At 63.6% G+C, this 22,440-nt stretch carries 21 protein-coding genes and 2 pseudogenes; 15 read left to right on the top strand and 8 right to left on the bottom strand.

What is annotated here, in order from left to right:
* Positions 1–147: 147 nt before the first annotated feature.
* A pseudogene (locus BTH42_RS35190) lies at positions 148–505 on the bottom strand (transposase); the annotation flags it as partial.
* Positions 506–517: 12 nt separating this feature from the next.
* On the opposite strand from BTH42_RS35190, the pseudogene BTH42_RS32455 reads away from it, so the two are divergent.
* Together BTH42_RS32455 and BTH42_RS32460 are read left to right on the top strand one after the other, a co-directional pair.
* Positions 518–610: pseudogene (locus BTH42_RS32455) on the top strand (IS3 family transposase); the annotation flags it as partial.
* A gap of 446 nt (positions 611–1,056) precedes the next feature.
* Positions 1,057–1,470: a GFA family protein gene (locus tag BTH42_RS32460; protein ID WP_075305263.1), complete on the top strand. Its 414-nt coding sequence runs from the start codon at positions 1,057–1,059 to the stop codon at positions 1,468–1,470.
* Between the two features lie 276 nt (positions 1,471–1,746).
* On the opposite strand, the gene BTH42_RS32465 is transcribed toward BTH42_RS32460, so the two are convergent.
* A complete protein-coding gene (locus BTH42_RS32465; RefSeq protein WP_075305264.1) occupies positions 1,747–3,093 on the bottom strand; it encodes a sorbosone dehydrogenase family protein in 1,347 nt (448 codons plus the stop codon).
* A 100-nt stretch (positions 3,094–3,193) separates the two neighbouring features.
* Between BTH42_RS32465 and BTH42_RS35195 the strand changes: the two genes are divergently transcribed.
* Together BTH42_RS35195 and BTH42_RS32470 are read left to right on the top strand one after the other, a co-directional pair.
* Positions 3,194–3,394: a hypothetical protein gene (locus BTH42_RS35195; RefSeq protein ID WP_143752296.1), complete on the top strand. Its 201-nt coding sequence runs from the start codon at positions 3,194–3,196 to the stop codon at positions 3,392–3,394.
* Positions 3,395–3,524: 130 nt separating this feature from the next.
* Entirely contained in the window at positions 3,525–3,836 is a 312-nt protein-coding gene (locus tag BTH42_RS32470; protein ID WP_256702484.1) for a hypothetical protein, read from the top strand.
* 729 nt (positions 3,837–4,565) lie between these two features.
* Here BTH42_RS32470 and BTH42_RS32480 read toward each other — a convergent pair.
* The gene (locus BTH42_RS32480; protein ID WP_075305266.1) at positions 4,566–5,735 is read right to left on the bottom strand and encodes a zinc-dependent alcohol dehydrogenase; all 1,170 of its coding nucleotides are present in this window, start codon (positions 5,733–5,735) and stop codon (positions 4,566–4,568) included.
* A 181-nt stretch (positions 5,736–5,916) separates the two neighbouring features.
* Here BTH42_RS32480 and BTH42_RS32485 point away from each other — a divergent pair, with 181 nt between their 5' ends.
* From BTH42_RS32485 to BTH42_RS32500, 5 genes are all read left to right on the top strand, one after another.
* Positions 5,917–6,462, top strand: coding sequence for a CinA family protein (locus BTH42_RS32485; protein ID WP_075305267.1), 546 nt, complete (start codon positions 5,917–5,919; stop codon positions 6,460–6,462).
* On the top strand, positions 6,459–7,313 hold the full coding sequence (gene nadE, locus BTH42_RS32490) for an ammonia-dependent NAD(+) synthetase (RefSeq protein WP_075305268.1): 855 nt from the start codon (positions 6,459–6,461) through the stop codon (positions 7,311–7,313). Before BTH42_RS32485 ends, nadE begins: the two co-directional genes overlap by 4 nt.
* Before the next feature lie 454 nt (positions 7,314–7,767).
* Positions 7,768–8,334 carry a DUF2252 family protein gene (locus BTH42_RS36525; protein WP_143752298.1) on the top strand — a complete coding sequence of 189 codons (567 nt, stop codon included), beginning with the start codon at positions 7,768–7,770 and terminating at the stop codon, positions 8,332–8,334.
* Positions 8,335–8,366: 32 nt separating this feature from the next.
* Positions 8,367–8,909: a hypothetical protein gene (locus BTH42_RS35210; protein ID WP_143752299.1), complete on the top strand. Its 543-nt coding sequence runs from the start codon at positions 8,367–8,369 to the stop codon at positions 8,907–8,909.
* Positions 8,910–9,152: 243 nt separating this feature from the next.
* On the top strand, positions 9,153–10,043 hold the full coding sequence (locus BTH42_RS32500) for a manganese catalase family protein (RefSeq protein ID WP_075305270.1): 891 nt from the start codon (positions 9,153–9,155) through the stop codon (positions 10,041–10,043).
* Positions 10,044–10,286: 243 nt separating this feature from the next.
* Here BTH42_RS32500 and BTH42_RS32505 read toward each other — a convergent pair whose 3' ends face one another.
* Positions 10,287–10,724 carry a response regulator gene (locus tag BTH42_RS32505; protein WP_075305271.1) on the bottom strand — a complete coding sequence of 146 codons (438 nt, stop codon included), beginning with the start codon at positions 10,722–10,724 and terminating at the stop codon, positions 10,287–10,289.
* 238 nt (positions 10,725–10,962) lie between these two features.
* Here BTH42_RS32505 and BTH42_RS32510 point away from each other — a divergent pair, with 238 nt between their 5' ends.
* On the top strand, positions 10,963–11,430 hold the full coding sequence (locus tag BTH42_RS32510; RefSeq protein WP_075305272.1) for a PRC-barrel domain-containing protein: 468 nt from the start codon (positions 10,963–10,965) through the stop codon (positions 11,428–11,430).
* Between the two features lie 71 nt (positions 11,431–11,501).
* Positions 11,502–11,807: a hypothetical protein gene (locus BTH42_RS32515; protein ID WP_075305331.1), complete on the top strand. Its 306-nt coding sequence runs from the start codon at positions 11,502–11,504 to the stop codon at positions 11,805–11,807.
* 293 nt (positions 11,808–12,100) lie between these two features.
* On the opposite strand, the gene BTH42_RS36530 is transcribed toward BTH42_RS32515, so the two are convergent.
* Positions 12,101–12,457, bottom strand: a complete 357-nt coding sequence (locus tag BTH42_RS36530; RefSeq protein ID WP_083655021.1) for a 2OG-Fe dioxygenase family protein — start codon at positions 12,455–12,457, stop codon at positions 12,101–12,103.
* Between BTH42_RS36530 and BTH42_RS32525 the strand changes: the two genes are divergently transcribed.
* Complete coding sequence (locus BTH42_RS32525) at positions 12,395–13,507, top strand: ATP-binding protein (RefSeq protein ID WP_256702486.1); 1,113 nt, start codon at positions 12,395–12,397, stop codon at positions 13,505–13,507. The two genes, BTH42_RS36530 and BTH42_RS32525, sit on opposite strands and share 63 nt — an antisense overlap.
* A 57-nt stretch (positions 13,508–13,564) precedes the next feature.
* Here the strand turns inward: BTH42_RS32525 and BTH42_RS32530 are convergent, their stop codons facing one another.
* A complete protein-coding gene (locus BTH42_RS32530; RefSeq protein ID WP_075305274.1) occupies positions 13,565–14,818 on the bottom strand; it encodes a phosphatidylserine decarboxylase family protein in 1,254 nt (417 codons plus the stop codon).
* Positions 14,819–14,877: 59 nt separating this feature from the next.
* Positions 14,878–15,909, bottom strand: a complete 1,032-nt coding sequence (locus BTH42_RS32535; protein WP_075305332.1) for a flavodoxin family protein — start codon at positions 15,907–15,909, stop codon at positions 14,878–14,880.
* Positions 15,910–16,182: 273 nt separating this feature from the next.
* Between BTH42_RS32535 and BTH42_RS32540 the strand changes: the two genes are divergently transcribed.
* Complete coding sequence (locus tag BTH42_RS32540; protein ID WP_075305275.1) at positions 16,183–16,929, top strand: PIG-L deacetylase family protein; 747 nt, start codon at positions 16,183–16,185, stop codon at positions 16,927–16,929.
* 14 nt (positions 16,930–16,943) lie between these two features.
* Complete coding sequence (locus BTH42_RS32545; protein WP_075305276.1) at positions 16,944–17,918, top strand: glycosyltransferase family 2 protein; 975 nt, start codon at positions 16,944–16,946, stop codon at positions 17,916–17,918.
* Positions 17,919–17,978: 60 nt separating this feature from the next.
* Here BTH42_RS32545 and BTH42_RS32550 read toward each other — a convergent pair whose 3' ends face one another.
* The gene (locus BTH42_RS32550) at positions 17,979–20,690 is read right to left on the bottom strand and encodes an ATP-binding cassette domain-containing protein (RefSeq protein WP_075305277.1); all 2,712 of its coding nucleotides are present in this window, start codon (positions 20,688–20,690) and stop codon (positions 17,979–17,981) included.
* Between the two features lie 422 nt (positions 20,691–21,112).
* Between BTH42_RS32550 and BTH42_RS32555 the strand changes: the two genes are divergently transcribed.
* On the top strand, positions 21,113–22,420 hold the full coding sequence (locus tag BTH42_RS32555; protein ID WP_075305278.1) for a glycosyltransferase family 1 protein: 1,308 nt from the start codon (positions 21,113–21,115) through the stop codon (positions 22,418–22,420).
* Positions 22,421–22,440 lie beyond the last annotated feature (20 nt).

Here is a 22,440-nt window from a genome sequence, read left to right on the forward strand (position 1 = left end):
AATGGTTCACCTCGCCATTGAGGCATGCCTACACTGAATCGCCCCAATTACCGAGTGGTTCGTCATGCGCCGCAAAGCCGGAACACCCACCGCGGTAACGCCGTCCATCCATGCAGTCGGGGGATGCGGACATTTTCCTGGACTGATTTACGTCGTTAGCCCGAGGCTTTCTCGGTACTCGATGGGGCTGGAGATAGCCAAGCGAGCCCTTGATCCGTTTCTCGTTGTATCAGCGAATGTAGGCGTTCAGTACCTCAACGAACTCCGCGATGGTCGTCGAACGCCAGTCTCCTGGATAGAACATCTCAGTCTTCAGCCTGCCGAAGAATCCCTCACAGGGCCGCGTTGTCCGGTGAACAGGCTTAACACGACATGGATCGGACCAGATTAGCTTTTGCAACCCGCGATAGCCAGCCAGGCCAACGGTAGTGGCCACCCCGATCGGAATGCACGATGGGCGTCTCATCGTCCCGGTCACGGTCTCGATAGCCGCATCTAACATGGATTCACGAGCACCTACGTTCGCTGGTACAACGAGAAACGGATCAAGGGCTCCCTTGGCTTCCTCAGCCCCATCGAGTACCGCGAAAGCCTCGGGTTAACAACGTAAATCAGTCCAAGAAAATATGGACCGATAAGCGGCTTCGTGTCCGACCGACGAGATGACGCTGACGCAAATCGAGCAATGAACAGGAAGATTGCGGCGCCCAGACCAATCGCCGCGACCGGCGCCGGCCCCAGGCGGCCAAGTGTGAAGGTATCGATGGCCACCGTCGCAACGACCGGAACGTCCATCGCTGCCAATGGAAGTGACAGCACAAGCAGGTGTGATGCGCGGCGCGCGATGTTTTGCATGAACGGAGTCTTCCTGGTTCGCTCACGCGTTGCGCATGAAGCATGCCGCCAGCCGGCGGCACCGTTGCCGGCCGTCTCGACCCGAAGGGCGCCAAACGAATCTCGGCGGGTACAACGTGTGCTCGCCATCACCACGAGAGAACCCCCTAAGGTTTGACTGGCAAGCCACGCATTCAAACCGAATTGCAACCAGGAGTCATCGTGGACACGAACCAGGAGACAGGCGAAGAAACAGGTGGATGTGCGTGCGGCGCGATACGCTTTCGCGTGACCGGCGCGCCGCGACGCGTATCGATTTGCCACTGCATGACGTGCCGGCGGATTCATGGCAGCGCGTTCGGCGGTTATGCGATGTTCGAGCGTAGCGCCGTGCAATTTTCGGGGCCTACTCGAGTGTGGCAGAGTTCTCCTCGCGGGCGGCGGCATTTCTGCGCCACATGCGGCTCGGTTGCATTCATGGAATACGTCGACAGCGGCGAACTGGACGTGCCGCTCGGAGCTTTCGACCGTGTAGGTGTCTACGAGCCAACCTATGAACTCTGGTGCCGCCACAAGGAGCCCTGGTTACCGAAAGGAGTACGGATCGAATACGACGAAGACCGACCACCGCAATGAATCTCGGCATCGCGCGAGCGCGTCATGGGACGCGACACAGTCGGACCGCCCACAGCGGCGAGCGTCGCGAGACCGCCCAGAGCGAATGAACCTTGTGTCTGCCGCTGGTGACCATATGCGCGTCTTTCTGCGACGCCGTCGCATCGAGTGCGAGAAACATCAGCACGACCACTGGAAACAATACGCAGCAGCTTCCCGGCGCTGCGCCGAACAATGGCGCACTTTGGGGCGATGAGACGGCAGTGAATTCGCCAGCGGCCAGGCACCCTGTCTATATCATTTTCCTGCCGGCGCGATGTCGGCAGGCTTGCCGTCGTTACGCGGCGCTATTCGCCAAACAGCGTTACCGACGTCGTCAGCCACGAGCAGCGCTCCATGTGCGTCCAGTGCGACGCCAACGGGACGACCCAGGGCGTGGCCGTCTGGCGTCAGAAAACCGTTCAGGAAGTCTTCAGGTGAGCCAGCCGGTTGGCCGGCGACGAATGGCACGAACACGACCTTGTAGCCGGCCCGCGGCTTGCGATTCCATGATCCGTGCTGTCCAACGAAAGCGCCCCCTCGATAATGAGGCGGGAACAGCGTCCGGTCGTAGAACACCAGACCGAGCGAAGCCGTGTGATTGCCGAGTGCATAGTCCGCCGCGATAGCCTTTGCAACCATGTCGGGGCGTTGCGGTTTGACGCGGGCGTCGACGTGCTGACCATAGTAGCTGTATGGAAAACCGTAGAATGCCCCGTCTTTCACGGCCGTCATGTAATCCGGCACCAGGTTGTTGCCGAGGTCGTCGCGCTCGTTGACCGCTACCCACAATGCGCCGCTGTCCGGTTGCCACGAGAGTCCATTGGGGTTACGTAACCCTGTCGCATACGGCCGCAAACGGCCGCTGTCCACGTCGAACTCGAGAATTCGGGCTCGCCCTTCTTCCGCGTCGACGCCGTTCTCTGCTGCGTTGCTGTTCGATCCGACCGTGATGTACAGGTGCTTGCCCGAACGATCGGCGAGGATATTTTTGGTCCAGTGGTGGTTGATCGAGCCGGCCGGCAGGTCGGCCACCTTGACGCCGGGGCTTGTGATCTGCGTGGCGCCCGTCACATAGTCAAAGCGCAGCAGCGCATCCGTATCGGCGACATAGAGTTGATTTTTAATCAGTACCATCCCGAACGGAGAGTGCAGGTGCTGCAAAAAGACGGTCCGGGTCGTCGCGACTCCGCTGTCGTTCACGTCGCGCAACAGCACGATGCGGTCGGGGCTCGGCACACCCGCGCCCGCGCGCTTCATGACCTGCTTTCTGATCCAGCCGGACAGGCCGCTGCCTTCATCGTGCTCCTTCGGCGCGTCGGCTTCGGCTGCCAGGACGTCGCCGTTGGGCAGCGTGTAAAGCCAGCGCGGGTGCGCAAGGTCCCTGGCAAACTCAGTGACGAGAAAGCCGGCGGGAGCGGTGGGCGTAAAGCCTTCGGGGCGCGGCTGAACCGGCGCGATGTTGACCATCGGGATCAACGACGATCCCGGAGCCGGCATGGCGGGCGAGGCGCCGAAGCCCGCGTCAGATGGACCCGATGGTCCGATCACACAGGAGGCGAGCGGCGCCACCATCAAGACAGCGAGTCGATTAAGCAGGCGCATGTTTTCAGCTCGATTGGAACAGTGCAGCGGGACGGATTTTCCGTTCGGTGACCGGTGGTTTGTCACGCTTTCAGAGGTCCACCATTGAGCACTCCATGGAGTGCTGCCCCTCGACCGCGAAGAGCCCATCCGCAAGCTGCATGCCACCTTCACCATCCGACGCATTCCTGCGCTCGCACCGTCTAACATCTGGACACGCTCGCGGCTTTTGCCGCGATTACAAGTGCGCAAAGAGAGTCCCGGTTTCAACCTAACCGTGCTGGCTCTTCTTGAGATGGTGCTCTGGCAGGGAATAACCTGATGTAAGACATATCGACTATGAACGTCTATCGAAGGCGCACGCTCACGCCTGGAAGAAACTGCCGCGCGAGGGCGGGATTGTCCCTCTCCAGACAAAGAAATGGCCGACCAGTTTGTTAAAGGGATCAGGCATGACAGGCAACAAGGAGGTAGCTAGTAGCGAAGTCATCATCTGCTTCGTTTATGATGTTCGACCGATGAAACTAGCGATCCGGGGAAGTACGATGAAGCCGATCAAACTACGAGTGCCGCGCGGCGAAGCGCACGATCTGCTAGACGATCTGACCGCCTGGGCAAGTACTAGCGGCATTGACCCCGGTCTTTCCACGTTTGGCGAACCGGACATGGCGGTGAGCACAGACGCGCAGATTCTTTACCAGGTGTATGTGAGCGAGAGCTTCTTCGAGCTGTTTCCGCAGTGGCGCACCTTCATTGAGCAATAACCTGCCGCGAGGCTCGGCAAAGTCAAGCGACTCTCCCCGAGCGCTCGACGTGGATCGCGTCTCCGGCGAGAACGTCAGACGCAATGTGAGGGCCGAGTCAACCGCACCTGAGCCCGCATCGAGCCCCGACATTAGCCATCGGCCGTCTTCGCGCCTTCCCGCACCCCTGCGGCTTATTCGTGCTAATGCTTCTCCGCGCCGGGTTCTCTGCAAGCCAACGCGACAGCGCCATCCTCGCGTGCATCGCATTCTTTCGTAAAGACCTGTGAACTGAAAGCGACTACCCTGAATCCTCCCGCCTCGCGGCTGCGCGCTACGGTGATTCCCCAATGCCAGCCCCCCTCCTGCTCAAACACGTGAAGGGTGGGCGGCGGTGGCCAGACGATTTCAGACCGCATCATGACGGCTCCAAGCTTTGCACTAACGGCTAACCGAGCTTTCTTACCGACAGGCTGCGGGAAGGGATTCGTTGTGCAATGCAGCACGGTCCGTGCCCGAAGCGGTCCAGCACGCTGCCTCCGCGCGCTGGAGGTCGATCAAATCGAAACACGTCGGCAAACAGCAGCCGGGCCAACGAGCAAACGGGCCACCGTTTGACGAGCCCGATAACGAAGCGCCGGATCCTGACTGCGCAACAGACCTCGTGCGTTTATTTTCGCGGTTGGGCGCTTGCCCACCGCGGCGCATCAAGCGCCGATAACCCACCCAAAAGAAACAGTCCGATCGCATCTACGGCTTCAAAACCACCTTCACACACCCATCCTCCTTATCCCGGAACACGCGATACATCTCCGGGCCCTTCTCCAGCGGCACCGTATGCGTGATCACCACCGAAGGATCGATCTGCCCTTCCTGAATCCGCTTGAGCAGATCATCGGTCCAGCGGTTCACATGCGTCTGCCCCATCCGAAACGTCAGCCCCTTGTTCATCGCCGCGCCGAACGGAATCTTGTCGATCAGTCCGCCATACACGCCCGGAATCGACAACACCCCAGCCGGCCGGCACACATACATCATCTCGCGCAGCACATGAGGCCGATCGGTCTCGAGCATCATCGCCTGCTTCGCACGATCGTAGAGCGCATCGAAAGAGCGCGTTGCGTGCGATTCCATCCCGACCGCGTCGATGCACTTTTCCGGCCCCTTGCCCTTCGTGAGTTCTTTTAGCCGCTCCAGCACGCTCTCGTCATCGAAGTTGATCGCGATTGCGCCGGCCTGCACCGCCATCGCGAGTCGCTCGGGCACGTTGTCGATCACGACGACCTGTTTCGCGCCGAGCAAGATCGCGCTGCGAATCGCGAATTGCCCGACCGGCCCCGCGCCCCACACCACCACCGTATCGGTCGGCTCGATCTCGCATTGGACCGCCGCTTGCCAGCCGGTCGGCAGAATGTCGCCGAGAAACAGCACCTGTTCGTCGGTGAGTCCGTCCGGCACCTTCACCGGCGTGAAGTCCGCGAACGGCACTCGCACGTATTCGGCCTGCCCGCCCGGATAACCCCCGGTCAGATGCGAATAGCCGAACAGTCCCGCGGTGGCGTGACCGAATACCTTGTCGGCCATTTCCTTGTTGCGATTGGACCGCTCGCAGACCGAATAGAAACCGCGCCGGCACTGATCGCACTCGCCGCACGCGATCGTAAACGGCACCACCACCCGGTCACCGATCTTCAGCCGCGAGTTGCCGGGCCCGACCTCGACCACCTCGCCCATGAATTCGTGGCCGAGAATATCGCCCGATTTCATCGACGGCATGAAGCCGTCGAACAGATGCAGGTCCGAGCCGCAGATCGCGCAGCTCGACACCTTGACGATCGCATCGCGCGGATGCTCGATGACCGGATCCGGAACGTTATCCACGCGAACATCTTTCTTGCCGTGCCAACAAAGGGCTCTCATGTCGTGCTCCACAGGTGATGGGCCCTTGGCAAGGGCCGCCAGGTGTGACGATGGTCAGGTACGAGCAATCGGTTGAGCAACGCACATGCCGCCGGACCGGCCGTGCTCAACGTTGCCGTCGCCGACGACGCGGACCGATATTTGCTCGCTATCCTGAACATTTCGACCCGGAGGCCAAGCGATGAACATCCCCGAACAGGTCGTGTCCTTTCTGAACTCACGCGCACTGAAGCTCGCCACCGCCGAGTCCTGTACCGGCGGCCTGATTGCGTCGAATCTCGCGGGCGTGCCGGGCAGCGGCGCGTGTCTGGACGTCGGCTTCGTCAGCTACTCGCCGTCGGGCAAGGCCGGCTTTCTGGGCGTGCGGCACAGCACGATGGAGCGCTGCGGGCTCACCAGCGAAGCAGTCGCGCGCGAGATGGCCGAAGGCGCGTTGGGTCAGGACGGCTGCAACGCCGACATCGCGGTATCCAACACCGGCCTTGCCGACAGCGGCCCGAACGGGGGCGCCGGCGACGAACCGCCGCCGGGCACGCAATGCTTCGCGTGGTCGTTCCGGCTGCGCGACGGCAACGCGCTGAAGACCTTCAGCGAAACGCGCCGCTTCGCCGGCGACAGAAACGACGTGCGTTCGCAGGCGGCGCTCTACGCGCTGTCGCTCGTCGCGCACTATTTCGATCAACTCCCGCTCGCCGAGCGGGAACACCATCCGGAAACCGCACGATGAACCTGCTCTCCTCACTCGATACTCACGCGTGGCAACAGGAAGTGATTCGCGAACTCGGCGTCGCGCACGACTTCGACGTCGATCACGAACGCGAGCGACGCGTCGCGTTTCTCGGCGACTATCTCTCGTCGCAGGGCTTGCGCACCTACGTGCTGGGCATCAGCGGCGGCGTCGATTCATCGACCGCCGGCCGGCTCGCGCAACTGTCGGTCGAACGGCTGCGCGCCCGCGGCTACGAGGCGAAGTTCGTCGCGGTGCGATTGCCATACGGCACTCAGCGCGACGAAGCCGATGCCGAAGCCGCGCTCGAATTCATCCGTCCGGACGAAACGCTGACGGTCAACGTCAAGGATCCGGCGGATGCGATGCTGTTCGCGCTCAAGCGCGGCAAGGCGCAGTACGTCGACGACTTTCAGGAAGACTTCGTGCTCGGCAACGTCAAGGCGCGCCAGCGGATGGTCGCGCAATACGCGATCGCCGGCGCGCGGGTCGGCGCGGTGATCGGCACCGACCACGCGGCCGAATCGCTGATGGGCTTTTTCACGAAATATGGCGATGGCGGCGCGGACATCCTGCCGCTCGCCGGCCTGACCAAGCGCCGGGTCCGCGCGCTCGCGCAGGCGCTCGGCGCGCAAAATCGGCTCGTCAACAAGGTGCCGACCGCGGACCTCGAATCGCTGACACCGCAAAAGCCCGACGAGGACAGTTACGGGATCAGCTATGAGAACATCGACGACTTCCTTGAAGGCAAACAGGTCAGTGAGGAAGTACTGACAACGATTCGCCGCTTCTACATGGCGACGTGTCACAAGCGCGCGTTGCCGGTCGCGCCGCCGGCATCGGAAAGCTAGGACGTCGCAGTCGGCGCACCGCTCGCGCCGTCGCGGTGCCCACGCGAGATACACGCTGCAGCATCGGCGCGATCAGCGGAGCGTGCAGCAGCACAACGCCTGAAACGCAACCGCTGCACCCGCGGCCCCCTGCCCCATCACTTCGTCCGCTGCCGCTTGGTGCGCGGCGCCAATGCCGCGGCGGCTCCGCATCCCCGCCCGGCGTCGCGGGCGATCGCTGTTCGGGCGCGATGCGCACGCCGCGGTCGCGGTCGATGGATTGGTCGGTCGGCTCGGGCGCCGCGCCGTCGCCTTCAGCCTCGATTTGCCGGCGCGCTTCTTCCCAGTGAGTGTCGGTCCTGCCTTCCGACGATGGATCGTCTTCCCGGATGTGATACGCGCGCGTCCTCATGCGAGCTTCCAGGTCCTTGTCCATGTGTTCTCCCTGAACGTTACGTGGGCGTGCCGAAGGGAAATGCCGCGGCTACGCGAGATCGCCAAGGCGCGGTGCGCGAAGCGAGCGAAACCCTCGCAAACCGTATTCCCCGGCGCCCAACACCGCGCCACGTGCGCCTTTTCGCAGCCTCCCCCCGATCTCCCGTGTGGGCAAGCTTCATCGGCGAGCTCGCGCGCAATCTGCGTCCACAGTCTGGCGAGTCCTGATTTTGCTTCGAAGCAGAGGACTGTTCCGCTCCCGAGCCGGCTATTCACTGCAAGCATCCCGACGAGCAAGCACGCAAACAGCGCCCGCGTCCCGTGGCCCGACGAACGGCAACCGCGCCTCGTCGCATGTCGCGCGAAGACGATGGCGCGTTCTGCACATGCTTATCTTCGCGGCAGCGCGGCGCGCTTCTACGCGTGGCTCGATAGCCAGCCAGGTCGTGCCACCCGAATGTCCGGCGGTATCGATCGGCGTCGACTGTCATCTTGGCAACCTCGGGCCGATTGCGGACGCCGACTGCAACGTCGCGGTACAGATCCGCGATCTGAATCAGAGTGTGAATCGGCAATCCGGTTCACACTCTGCTGCGACTATCGCTGAACACCGCCGCACGCAGCGCGGACTCGCCCGTCGTGATCATTAGCAGCATGATCGATGCGCTCGTCGACGGTTACGAGCAGGCCCTCGACAACAGCCGCAGCGATGCGATCCGGCCGGCGCAACGCCCTTCGGTCGTGAAGATCAATGGAAAAAGCGCTGCACCGGTCGTGTCGGCAAATGAACCGTCAGACCATCGACAACGTCCGCCTGTTTGGGAGCGAATCAGCGCGCGCTGTTGGCCCGGCGCTAATCGGCAAACCCGCCCGACCGGAGAAATGGAAGTACTCGATGCTGCGTATTGGGTCAAAGGAAGCAGTTCACTCCGCAGGCACCGCTACGCGGTGTTGCTGAACCTCGACGACGGGCTGCGCGGGACATGGCCCGCCGTGGCTCGTCGACATCAAGGAAGCCGCTCCCGCCGCGGCACGGCATGGCAAACGCGCGGACACCCCGCGCGACGATGGGCGTCCTTCGCCCCCGTGATCGATACGACCGGCCGCGCCGTTGACAACACCTGTGCCATTACGTACAGCATACCAGGCCGGGATGCGGTTGTCACCGCTCCGAGCAGGTAGCGAGGCGGCTTGCTTCAGGAACGCCCCATGCGCGTACCCACACGTAGCTCGTTTTCCACCCGCGGCTAATGCCGCACATCCGCCAGAGCACCCTCGCTCTGAGACCCGGGCGCCCATGTCGGGTGCGGCAATCAATCTGTATCTGGCCGCTGTCCGGTTTCCGTATAGCTTGACCTCCGGCTGCCATGGCGGTGCCCGCTGCCAGACGGCAACCGGTTGTCCGGCCTTCCATGGAGAAATGACATGTTCATGCACAACAAGCGGCTTCAATATACCGTCCGCGTTGCCGCACCCAATCCAGGTCTCGCAAACCTCCTTCTCGAACAGTTTGGCGGCCCGCAAGGTGAACTTGCCGCGGCCTGCAGATATTTCACTCAGGCCGTCGGCGAAGACGACCCAGGCCGCAAAGACCTGCTGTTCGACATCGCCACCGAAGAGTTGAGCCACCTCGAAATAATCGGCTCGATCGTGGCGATGTTGAACAAGAGTGCGAAAGGACAGCTCGCAGAGGCAGTGGAGGCGGAAGCCGAGCTGTATCGTTCGCTGACGGGCGGAGGTAACGATTCGCACACGACAGCGCTGTTATACGGGGGGGGCCCTGCCCTGACGAACTCGGCGGGGATCCCCTGGAGCGCGGCCTATATTGACACCATTGGCGACCCGACGGCGGACCTCCGATCGAACATCGCTGCCGAGGCGCGCGCCAAGATTGTCTACGAAAGGCTGATGAATGTGACTGACGACCCCGGCATTTCGGAAGCGCTCGGTTTTCTGATGACACGTGAGATTGCCCATCAGAAATCCTTCGAAAAAGCGCTCCACTCGATTCAACCGAACTTTCCACAAGGCAAGCTTCCCGGTGTCCCGGAATTCACTAACGTCTACTACAACATGTCGCAGGGTGATGACTCGCCGCGAGGTCCGTGGAACGAAGGTCCCGAGTGGGAATTTGTCGAGACTCCCGAACCCGCTGTGGATGGTGGCGACGGGCTGGCAACTGTGCACATTTCGAACGCCGAGGTGGAGGTTCTGAGTGCGATGGCCGCGCGGACGGCTTCGGATACCAGCATTGACCCGACCACGGGCGCTGACCTTGGGTCAGGTCAAATCACTGAGCCCGCCGAGCGGAAGTAGTAGTGTCGAACGCCACGAGCCTAACGACGCCCTACTTTCGTAGGGCGGTTATTTTCGCGGAATTTTGTCAATTAAACGCTGTACGAAGATCGGTTGATACCCGACGCCGACGTAGTTGTTCCAGATTTTTAATGCATTTTTTTGCAAGTGCTGCCTGTAGCGGGCGTTACGGTGTCTGGCGTTCGCAAATAACACCGCTGCTAACCGCCTGTGCGAGTTCGCCCGCAGGCCTGGGCGTAGGCATCACGGCCAGCATCGCGAGTCGATAGCTTGCCAGCGCGCTGCGGTGTGGTGTTCCGAGGCGCGCGACATCCGCGTGTATGTCAGGCGTGCCGCAATGAACGACTCCACTGTGTCCAGCAGTAACTCTACTGAGACGGGCTTTTGCAGGAACGCAGTCCAGTAGCGGCCTCCTTCCCTAGGCTCCTGCATAGCCGACAGCAGGACTACCGGTATGTCGGACAATCCGGCTCGGCTCCTCAAGCGATGGCAAAGCTCCTCGCCGTCCATTTCCGGCATCTGCAGATCGGTGACAACCAGCGCCGGAAAGTCTGCGGCCGCCTTCTGCAGTGCGTCCCGTCCATTCTCCGCAAGCACGACGTGGTGCCCCCGGCTCTCCAACGCGAGTTGTAGCGCCCATCGGTTTTCGAGGTCATCGTCGACGAGCAGAACGGTAGACATGGCATGACACGATTGAAAGGAGCACTCGAGTTTCGCAAGCCGTGTACCTACCGGCACTCGCTGCCATGCTCCGCGAAATCACCGTTGCGTCGGCGAGGGCGCGCTGCATGGTCATCCGCACGGTGTTCCGGTCTGCTCGTACAGGAGAGATGCCATTTGTCCGGGACAGCGCTCGCGCGTGAACGGCGGGCATATCCGTTGCGGATAGACGACTGCACCATTACAAGTGGAGGACATCATGAGCATATTGGACCCGCAAGGCACCGCTTCGGCAACCGGCGGTGCGGACATTGTCGGCAGTGGCACCGGTGACGGTCCCGGACCGGACGTCATGGCCGCGGCGACGCTCGACGGCACACAGGTTATTTCATCGGACGGAGAAGATGTCGGCAAGATTTCGGACATCATGCTCGACGTGCGCAGCGGCAGGGTTGCCTATGCCGTACTGTCCGAAGGCGGCTTCCTGGGTATGGGCACGAACCTGCACGCGATCCCGTGGAACGCCCTCACGCTGGATACCGACGCGAAGTGTTTCCGTGTCAGCATCGAAGCTCAACGCATCAAGGACGACCCGGGCTTTGACAAGGATCAGTGGCCATCGATGACAGATTCCACATGGGGCACCACGGTTCATCAGTACTACAACCGCGACCCCTACTGGACGCCGGCACGCAACATGGGAGATTTACCACCTACGGACATCTGACGATCGCATGTCGCTAACGGCAGGCTGCGGTTCAACCCGGCTTGGCGTTCGCATCATTGAGGGAGGCAATCATGAGCGCAGTAAAGAAAGCAGCGTTGTATTCAGTATTGGTGCTCGCGTCGGTTGGGACCGCGCTAGCGCAGGGCGCTGGCGGCGGTGGCGGTAACGGCGGAACCAGCGCTGGCGGTGGCGGGGCTGGCGGCGCCAATGGCGCGGGCAAGGGCGGGGCCGGTGTGAGCGCGCCCAACACCGGCGGAACGACAGGCTCGACATCGTCTTCCAAGGGGACGAACACCATGAAATCGCAGTCCGGAATGGCGAAAAGTGATCCCCGTGCCAAGGGTGCGTCCGACGCGGCTGCCTCGGGCGCCCAGTGATGTCTGGCGCAACATGCAAACGCAGGTGCGGGACCGGCGCATAACCAGGTCTCGCGCTGCCGCTGCTGCCGCTGAACCATATATCGCCGGCCAGGCGACAAATCACTGCGGCGTTGTCGCCTGCGAGCGGGACAGTGGGCGCGACGGTCAATCTGAACGCAAGCATGATGGATAAGTCGAAGTGGTGCGCACCCCTACGGTAGCCATCGAGTTTGTCGCAAAGCGCACGCGTAATTTGATGCGTCGTCCGAACGCCCGAAAATCCATCTCTAACTCGCGGCACACCGTTTTAGTCACAAACTCCAGCCCGACAAGAAAAGCGGCACGCGGGAGCTACCGATGTGATTGCATTTGCACATTTGCCACTGCCATAGCGTTCGCGGTACTGCGGCACTGCCTGAAATGCCCACGAAGCCGCAGCTATACGTCTCCGCGCTGTCCGGCGACATATTCGCGTGGCCGAGCAGTGTTGTCATAGTGTGTTCGACGCCGTCGCTGTGGACACCCTCCAGCGCCGGTTCTCCTAGCAAATCAGGCGTTGTAACAGTCCGGAGGTTGAACACCGCGGACACCCACAATGGCGAACTGTGGTTAAGCTTCGGACGACCTTCGACGAATTCGTCGCGGTGGTGTCGCACGAGCTCAAGCATCCGCTGAACCTGATTTCGGCGAGCGCCGAGCTGATCCCGCGTTCGCCCGAGACGCGCCAGAACCTGAACGTGTCGCGCGCGACCGATACGATCCGCCGTACCGTCATCGGCCAGGCGCAGATCATCGACGACCTGCTCGACATTTCGCGGTTGCGGACCGGCAAGTTGTCGGTGGTGCGCACCGTGGTCGACATGCGCGACATCGTGCAGCGCGTGTGCAGCGCGGTGCAGGAAGACGCCGCGCAGCGCGGCATCGCGTGGCACGCCGCGATGGCCGACACGCCAGTGATCCTGCATGCGGACCTCACGCGAATCGAGCAGATCGTCTGGAATCTGATCAGTAATGCGCTGAAATTCACCCAGCACGGTTCGATCGAGGTGTCGCTGCAGGTCAACGACCATGACGAAGCAGTGCTGCGCGTGACGGATACCGGTACCGGCATCGAGTCTTCGCTGCTGCCGCACATCTTCGACATGTTCCAGCAAAGCCGCGATCCGGGCACGCGTCGCGCCGGTCTCGGCATCGGCCTCGCGCTGGTGCGCGATCTCGTCAATCTTCATGGCGGCGCGGTGCGCGCGGAGTCGGATGGACTGGGCCGGGGCGCGACCTTCACCGTCACGCTGCCTACCCACCGCACCGTGATGCATGCGAATGCGGGAACGGAAATTGTCGAGGACTCGCTGAAAGGGCTGCGCATCCTGATGGTCGACGACGACTCGGCGACCGTCGAAACCTTCAGGCTGCTGCTCGAAACCGAAGGCGCCGAGGTCCGCACCGCGACCAGCGGCGACGAAGCGCTGACGGTAATCAACGGCAATGCGCCGGACGTGATTCTGTCGGATATCGGCATGCCGGGGATGGACGGCATCGAGTTCATCGGCAAGCTGCGCGGCATGCCGGGAATGGAAGCGGTGACGTGTATCGCCGTCAGCGGCTTCGGGCAGCAGGCCGATATCAATGCGGCTGAAGCTTCCGGTTTCGATGCGTATCTGAAGAAGCCGGTGGTGCTCGAGGATTTGCTGAGTATCTTCGCGCGGGTGCGACGGTGAACGGCGCGCTCCGGTCTTGCCCTTACGGGCTGACCGGCGGCGCGGCGGCGCGGCCGGTCAGCGTGGGACAATTCTCGCGAGCGCCGCGTTGACCTTGAGGGTCGGCGGTTTCTCGAACGGTTCGACTACGAAGCGCTGCGCGACACCCGGCTCGAACAGCAGGCACCAGGTCGAGCCGCCGTACTGGAAAAAGCCGAGTTCGTCGCCTTTGCGCACATGCTGACCGGGGAGCGCCTCGATCATGCACGACGACACGTCCGCCATTCCGACGAACACGCAGGCCAGCTGGCCGAGCGCCGGATCGTCGGCTTCGATCACGATCACTGCGCGCGCGGCCAGTGCGGTGATATAGCCCTGCGAATCGTTCAGCCCGCTCGGGTCCTCCCCTTCGCTATCGGCGGTCGAGTAATAGCTGCCGTCCACCCCGTACGCACACACGATCTTTCCGCTCACCGGCGCGTGCCAGCGGTGATAGTTGAACGCGCTCAGATACGCCTGGTAGATCGAACCGCCTTCGAAACGTCGCGCCAGTTCCTGCTGGCGCGGCGTCAGCATGTCCTGCAGCGAATACGGCTGAGACTTGATCCAGAACGTGTCACGCAGCTTGATGCCATGCTCGACGTTGTACGGCGTCGACTCGCACGCGCTGACGATCAGCTTCGGGTTATCCGGTTCTTCGACCGGTCGCGCGCCCGGACGAAAGCGCCGCGTAAAGAAATCGTTCCACGACGTAAAGCCCCAATACGGTTTATCAGGATTGCAAACGAATTGCGCGAGACCGATGTGCTGGTCGGCCTGCGGGCTGAACCAGCCATCGGGCGGCGCGGTGTTCAGATGCGTGCGCGAATGCGGCCCGCTCAGGAAACCGCACCAGCAGTTCAGCACGTGCTTCAGTCGGCCGTTCAGCGCGGGATCGCGGAATAACGCGTAACCGGACGGCATGCACATCGGCCAGTCGAGCAGCGCGTTCAGCGGGCAGTGAATCAGATCGGATTCACTGAACGGCGGCGCGTAGGTCATCAGGTAGTCGACGATCGTCATCAGTTCGCCGATCGACGCGTAGCCGAGCACGTAGCCGGCATCGCGCGCCTGCCCGATCGCGCGCGTCAGGTCCATGCGCAGCACCGGGTCGCCGTCGATCAGCGCCGCGAGTTCTTCGACCGCGCGGGTGCGCGGCGCCTGGCCGGCGCGCTCGCGGGCTTTTTTCGCGAGATCGGTGCGGTAGCGCGCGAGGTGCGCTTCGCCGCTCGGCAGCCAGCCGCCAAGGCGCTGGCGTTCGGTAAGCGGGCTGGTCGCTGCATCCTTTGTCATGCGTGGTCCTTCTTCTGGTTGCTCATTTCGCGGACTTAATGCGCGCTTCACCGGCTCGGTCATTTGGGGCGGGGCGCGTGGAGTTCCGTGTCGGGCTCTTTCCTGCCGTCCCGAACCTGCTCCACGCAATTCGCGACCGCCTCAGCCACGTTCGCGACTTCCCGCTGCATGTCCTCGTCGCGATCGAACGTCTCGTGGCTCGTCGCATACGGCTCGTAATAGCCGATAAAACGATCGAGCCGCGACTTCGCGCCGGACTCGATGAAACCCATCCAGTCGAGCCAGTCGGACAGCGCGCGCCGCGTGCTTTCGATGCCGGCCACGTCGCCGTGCACGACCACGCCGTACGCGCGGCCGGCCAGATGCTTTGGATAGTCCCAGCCCGCGAGTTCGAGCCGTTTCGCCGCTTCGGCATCCTTGCCGTGCGTCGACGTCGGATCGGGGTTGCCGCCGTCCGCGCAGACGAGACGGTCCATCAGCAGCTTCAGCGGACTCGCCACCTGGTACCAGTAGACCGGCGTGACGAACATTACGCCGTGACAGGCGGCGAAACGCTCGTAGATCTCATTCATCCAGTCGTTGACCAGACCGAGCGAATGATTCGGATAGCAGCTGCATGGCCAGTGACACAGCGGCATCGCAGTCGATACGCAGCCCTTGCACGGATGGATGTGCAGGTCGCGATCCGAAGTCAGAAGCGACAGGTCGAGAAAATCGACCTCATAGGCGCGTCGCTCCAGCGCCTGCTGCGCGATCTTCGCGAGCCGGAAACTCTTCGACATCTCGCTCGGGCACGTATAGTCGTTTCGCGACGATGCGTTGACGATCAGCACCCGCGAGCAGCTCGCCGGATCGCGCTGCTTCGCTTCGGCCGCCTTGATGCGCTCGCTCGCCGCGCGCCATTCGACCGACAGGTCGTAGTCCGGGTCCGCGAAGCCGGGACCGGCTTTGGCGTTGAGCGGCGATTTACGCCCGTGCGAGTACGCGTCCCATGCGATCGCTTCGAGCCGCGCGAGCGCTTCGCCTTCCTGACGAAACGCCGGATCGTAGAAACGGGCGATGAAGCGCTCGCGAAACGCGTCACGCGACATCGGTTCGGTCACTTGCCCGCGGCGAACTTCCACGGTGCGGACGTGAGGGGGCGGTTTGGACGTTGGGCTCATGGCGGTGGGTGCATCGGCGATTCGCCGTGCGGGCGAGACAGGGGTTGAACCGCTGGGTCAGCAAGCGATGTACCTACGCAACTTCGCGCACCGCACGCCGCGCGGAACAGTGCTTGCTCGGCCCCGCCAACCGGAATCGCTACGAGTGAGCGTTCCGTCTGCGCACTTCCGTGCATTCATCGCCAACCGTGGTCGCCCCGCATGACATCGAAAAATCCACGCCTGCTCGTTGTCTCGCCGCATCTCGACGATGCGGTGCTCAGTTGCGGCCTGTTGCTGGCGGCGCACCCGGGCACGACCGTTTGCACCGTGTTCACCGCGCCGCCCGCGCAAAACATCACGACCGACTGGGACCGGCAATCCGGCTTTGCCGATGCCTTCGAAGCGATGCACGCGCGCAAGGCGGAAGACCTCGAAGCGATCGCGGCGCTCGGCTCGCGCGCGGTGCATTTGCCGTTTTGCGACGCGCAATACGATGCGACGCCGGAACTGGCCACTCTGTCTGCTGCGCTGGAACAAACCGTCTCCGAGATCGAGCCGACCCATCTAATGATGCCGCTGGGCCTGTTTCATTCGGATCATCTGCTGGTGTCCGAGGCCTGTCTGAATCTGCTGGAACGCGCTCGCGCGATTAGCTTGCTCGCGTATGAAGACGTGCCCTATCGCCATATGGCCGGCACCGTGCAGCAGCGTTTGTGCGATCTCGTGCGCCGCGGCGTTCTCGCTGACGCACCGGATAGGTCAGATTTTTTCAGCGCGCAGCAGGATGTGCGCGTCAAACGCGCCGCGGTGGAGAGCTATCGCAGTCAGATGCGCGCGTTCGGCCCCCACGGCCGCGCGAACCTCTATTCGGAAGAGCGCTACTGGCAGCTGCGCGTCGCGGCCAAAGCAGACTGCCTGCGTGTGCGGGGCATAACGCTTGCTGAGCCGTCGCTGCCCGTCCGCTGAAGCGAACTCATAACATGGATAGAAAACCCGCTAAGCCGCGCATTTCCATCGTCGTGCTCACTTATAACCGCGTCGATGAATTGCTCGCCACGCTCGCACGTCTTCTCGCACTGCCCGATAATCCGCCAATTTTCGTCGCCGATAACGGTTCGACCGACAACACGGTTGCGCGCGTTAATGCGTCGTTTCCCGAAGTGCGCGTAGTCCAATGCGGCGGCAATCTCGGCGCGGCCGGGCGCAATCATGCGGCAGCGTGTGTTGAGACCGATTACGTAGCGTTCTGCGACGACGACACCTGGTGGGCGCCCGGCTCGCTCGAACGCGCGGTGCAACTGCTCGATGCGTGGCCGCGGGTCGGCGTGCTGAACGCACGCGTCGCAGTCGGCGGAAACAATGCGACCGATCCGACCTGCGTGGCGATGCGCGCGAGCCCTCTAGTTAGCGATGAGCTACCGGGGCCCGCGCTGATCGGTTATATGGCCGGCGCATGCGTGTTTCGCACCGCGTTGTTTCGCGAGGTGGGCGGCTATGAATCGCGGCTTTTTATCGGCGGCGAAGAAGCGCTCGTGTCGCTCGATGTGCTCGCGCCCGGTCATGCGATCGTCTATTGCGATCAGTTGACCGTGCATCATCATCCGTCTCCGGCACGCGATAGTGCGCTGCGGCGGCGCATGCTCGCGCGTAATGCGGCGTGGACCGCGTGGCTGCGATTGCCGGCGCGCGAAGCGACGAGCGCGACGCTGCACGCGGTCAGGATGTTCGCGCAGGAGCGCACGGTGGTGCGCGATGGAATCGAGCTAGTGCGCGGACTGGGGTGGGCGTTCAGGCGACGCCGGGTCGTGCCGGCGCGGGTGCTGAATATGCGGGAACGGGTACGGGTAGCGGAGCGGGAAGTCGAGGTCGCGGCACGCAATGCCGAGGCGAACGTCGCGGCGCAAGCGCAAGCCGAGGCTCGACGCGCCCCTCACAACGTCGACGCGCAAACCTGATCTTGTCGCGCGTCGCGGGAGGGATCGTATATCGCCAGGGTTCGCGCCCCCCGCTTGTGGCTACTCGTAACACTCTTGGGTTGCATCCGCGCCCGAGTCGCCACCCGCCAACCGCCGTATCGCCGCGATCAACTCATCCGGCGACACCGGCTTGTGCAAATGCGCATCGAACCCGGCGCTTTGCGACCGCCGCGAATCCACCGCCCCGGTGTAGCCGGTCACCGCGATCGCCGGCAAACGCCCGCCCACCAGCGACGGCCGCGCCGCTTCCAGCTCGCGCAACGCCCGCAGCACCTGATAACCGTCCTCATCGGCCAGCACGATGTCGCACAGCAGCACCCGCGGCCATTGCGCCGCATCGTGCGCGCGCAGCCAGTCGAGTGCTTCGTTCCCCGAAGCAAACAGCGCCACCCGCGCGCCGCTCATGCTCAACACCGCTTCGAGCGCATCGCGCGCTTCCTCCTGATCGTCGATCGCCATCACGAACACCCCGTCGAGCGGCGCGGCGACCGGCTCCGTTCGCGACGCGCCATACTCAGCCGCAGTGGGCGCCGGCGGTCCCACATCGGCCACCGTGCGCAACGGCAGCATCGCCACATATGCGAGCCGTCCTTGCAGCGGCATCAGCGAAAAGCTGCCGCCCGCCGCCGCGAGCGCGCGTTCCATCTGCCGCGCGGCGGCCAGCGACAACTCGGCCGGCCGGCCCGCCATCCCATGCACGCTGACCCACGCATGATTGCCGTGCCGCTCCGCGCGCAGCGCGATCCGCTGGCCGGCACTCGCCTGCTCGATCTCATCGCGGCACAGCTCCGCGATCAGCGGCTGCAATACGCCCGGGTCGCCGGTCACGCGCAATTCCTTTTCGGTCGGCTCCGCGTACAGCACCACGCCGCGCGCGGCGATCTCGTCGTGCAGCGCATCGATCACGCCGGCCGTCAGCGCGCTGATGCTCACCGATTGCGCGGTCAGCCGGCGCTGCGCGTGCTCCAGTTCGCCCTGCTGCCATTGCAGCGACCACATCTTCGCGTACACGCCGTCGCGCGCGAGTAGCTCGCAATGCATCCCCTGCTCGACGAGATGGCCGTGCTCCATCACGAGAATCCAGTCCGCGTCGACCACGGTGCTGAGCCGGTGCGCGATGACGATCGTCGTGCGGCCCTCGGCGAGCCGCGTCAGTTCGGTCTGGATCGCGCGCTCGGAGCGCGTGTCGAGCGCCGAGGTCGCTTCGTCGAACACGATGATGCGCGGGTCCTTCAGGATCGCGCGCGCAATCGCGATACGTTGCCGCTCGCCGCCCGACAAGCGCACGCCGCGCTCGCCGACGCGGGTGTCGTAATGATCGGGCAAGCGCTCGATGAATTCGTCCAGTTGCGCTGCGCGCGCCGCGCGCACCACGTCCGCGCGCGTCGCCGACGGTCGCCCGTACGCGATGTTGTAGGCGATCGTTTCGTTGAACAGCACCGTATCCTGCGGCACGATGCCGATCGCCTCGCGCAGACTGCGCTGCGTGACCGACGCCAGATCCTGGCCGTCGATGCGGATCGCGCCGTGTTCCGGCCGATACAGCCGGAACAGCAGCTTCACGAGCGTCGATTTGCCGGAGCCGCTGCCGCCGACCACCGCGAGCGTATTGCCCGGATGCACCTGGAAATTGACATCGCGCAGCACCCGGCGCGCGGCGTCGTAGCCGAAGTCGACGTGCTCGAACTCGATCCTGCCCTGCGTGACCGTCAAAGGCTGCGCGTCGCGCGCGTCGATGTCCTCGCCGGTGCGGCCGCGCGCGGCCAGAATCACGAACATTCGTTCGACGTTGACGAGCGCGTCGTTGGTCTCGCGAAACACGAAGCCGAGCGTGTTCAGCGGCATGCAGATCTGGATCAGATACGCGTTCACCAGGATCAGATCGCCGACGCTCATCGTGCCCGCCATCACGTGCTGCGCGGCGAGCAGCATCACCGCGGCGACGCCGAGCGCGATCACCGCGCTCTGGCCGACGTGCAGCGCGGTCAACGCCTTCTGATTGGCGATGCGCGCATGGACCCATTTTTCCAGTACGTCGCCGAGCCGGCCGGTTTCGCTTTCTTCGGTCGCGAAGTACTTGACCGTGTCGTAATTCAACAGGCTATCGACCAGCCGGCCGTCCGATTGCGCTTCGAGCTGGTTCACCGCGCGCTGGAACGCGACGCGCCGGCGGGTGAAAACGTACGTATAGACCGCATACACGACGCAGGTCGCCGCGATCGCGAGCATGAATTCGCGCGCGTAGTTGTGAACCATGATGCCGACGATCACCGCGATCTCGAACACGGTCGGCACGATCGTGAAGAGCGCTGTGCCGAGCAGAAAGCCGATCCCGTCGGCGCCTTTCTGCACGTCGCGCACGATCGCGCCGGTCTCGCGGCCCGCGTGAAAGCGCGCGCTGAGCTTGTGCAGATGCGCGAAGGTCCGCTCGGTCAACGCCGCGACTGTACGCTGCACGACCCCACTGAACACCACGTCGCGCGCCTCGTTCAGCGCATCGCCGAAAAACCGCAGCAGCGCATACGCGAGCACCAGAAAAACCGGAAATAACGCATGTTCGAGCGGGTGGCCGAGTTCATCGACGATGTGCTTGAGCGTCAGCGGCATCAGCACCGTTGCCAGCCGCGCGGCGATCATCAACGCCATCGCGGCGACTGTTTGTCCGCGATAGCGCCACACCGCGTGCGCGAGATCGCCGAAGATTCTGCGGGTCAATAACGAGCGAGGCAGTGACGGGGCAGAGTTCGGCATGAGTGCTTGATGAAGGCCTATGCAAAGGGCCCAGGGCGGAAAAGATTGCGGACGAGGCTTGAGCGCAGCAAGCAGCGCTCCCGCGCGTCGGCAAAAACGCCTCGCCGCAATGCGCGCGCAACGATGCCTCGCTTACATGAGCCCTTCAAGCGCGCCCTTCAATCATCGTAGTCCTTAGATTCGGCGCACCGCTTCGCTTTTACACAGTGCTGTGTAGAAACAGGGAACGCCACAGCGGTTCTCCGCAGCGCCGCATCCGCAAGCGCGTCCGGGCGGCCCCACGTTGCAGCGTTCGGGCGCATTCCATTCGCCGCGTATCGCGACCCGCTACGCGCGCCAATCACCCCAGTGGCACACCACATGCTCGGCGCCGTTCAGCACCGTTACGACTCCGTCACTGCCCCTCTCGCGAAGGAATGCCAATGAAAATCGCTCTAATCAGTGAACACGCGTCGCCTCTCGCTGTCGCCGGCGGCGTCGATAGCGGCGGACAGAACATCTATGTCGCGAACGTCGCGCGTCAACTGGTCGAGATGGGTCACCAGGTCGACGTATTCACGCGCCGCGACCGCGCGCTGGTCCCGCTGAGCGTCGTCATGGACGGCGCGCGCGTGATCCATGTGCCGGCGGGGCCGCCGCGGCAACTGCCGAAGGAACGTCTGCTGCCGTTCATGGACGAATTCGCCGCGTTCCTGATCGACTTCTTTCGCCGCGAGGAGCAGCCGTACGACGTGATGCACGCGAACTTCTTCATGTCGGGCCTTGCCGCGCTGAAGGTCAAGGACGCGCTCGGCGTGCCGCTGGTCACGACGTTCCATGCGCTCGGCCGCGTGCGGCGGATCCACCAGGGCGCCGACGACGGCTTTCCCGATGCACGCTTTGCAATCGAAGACGAACTGGTCGCGCGCTCGGATGTGGTCGTCGCCGAATGTCCGCAGGACGAAGCCGATCTGCTCGAACACTACCGCGCCGATCCCGCGCGCATCGAGATCGTGCCGTGCGGTTTCGACGCCGACGAGTTCCGGCCGGTCGAACGCGCGGCGGCCCGCGACGCGCTTGGCTGGCGCCACGACGAATTCATCGTGTTGCAGCTGGGCCGGCTCGTGCAGCGCAAGGGCATCGACAACGTGGTGCGCGGCGTCGGTGTGCTGAAGCAGACCTATCGCGCGCCGGCCCGGCTGTATGTGGTTGGCGGCAATTCGGATGCGCCCAACGAGATCGCCACGCCGGAGATCGCGCGGCTGCGCGGAATCGCGCGCGAATGCGGGGTCGCGGACGAGACCTGTTTCGTCGGCCGGCGCGGACGCGCGCGGCTGCGCGAGTACTACAGCGCGGCCGACGTATTCGTGACGACACCGTGGTACGAGCCGTTCGGCATCACGCCGGTCGAGGCGATGGCGTGCGCGACGCCGGTGATCGGCGCCGACGTCGGCGGCATTCGCTATACGGTGGCCGACGGCCTGACCGGCTTCCTGGTGCCGCCGCGCGATCCGCATCTGCTCGCCGCGCGTTTGCAGCAGTTGCGGCGCGATCCGGTGCTCGCCGCGCGAATGGGCGAAGCGGGCCTCGAACGCGCGCGCGCATTATTCACGTGGCGTGGGGTCGGCGCATCGCTTGCGCAGCTTTATGCGCGCGTGGCGCGGCTCGTGCCGGCGAAAGATGCGGTCGATACGCACGCGCAGCGCGCGGATGAACCGCTGCGCGCGGCGGGCGGCGCGGCGTTCCGTTGAGTGTCGCGACGCGTGCGCCG

Source organism: Burkholderia sp. SRS-W-2-2016 (assembly GCF_001931485.1).
GTDB lineage: Bacteria > Pseudomonadota > Gammaproteobacteria > Burkholderiales > Burkholderiaceae > Paraburkholderia.